The following is a 308-nucleotide window of genomic DNA, read 5'->3' as shown; positions in this document are numbered from 1 at the left end:
GGTGAGCGCCGACGGCGAGGCCCTGCACCCCGTGCTCGTCACCCGGCACCTGCGCTTCTCGCTGCCGTACCGCGCCCTGTACTCGCAGACACTGCGGCCCGAGACGGCCACCCGCCTGGTCGACGCCCTCGCGCTCCTGCTCGTGCGGCTGCACGTCATCGGCTTCTACTGGGGCGACGTCTCGCTCTCGAACACGCTGTTCCGACGTGACGCCGGTGCCTTCGCGGCGTACCTGGTGGACGCCGAGACCGGCAAGCTCTACCCCGGCGGCCTGTCGAACGGTCAGCGGGAGAACGACCTCGAGGTCG

Annotated in this window: 1 pseudogene; it reads left to right on the top strand. The window is 71.1% G+C overall.

From position 1 onward, the window contains the following. A pseudogene (locus BIV03_RS04950) lies at positions 1-308 on the top strand (DUF4032 domain-containing protein); the annotation flags it as partial.

The sequence above is a fragment of the Curtobacterium sp. MCBA15_016 genome, from assembly GCF_001865105.1.
In the GTDB taxonomy this organism is placed as follows: domain Bacteria; phylum Actinomycetota; class Actinomycetes; order Actinomycetales; family Microbacteriaceae; genus Curtobacterium.
The sequence above is the reverse complement of the archived record's forward strand: the minus strand, read 5'-3'. Positions and strand labels throughout refer to the sequence as shown.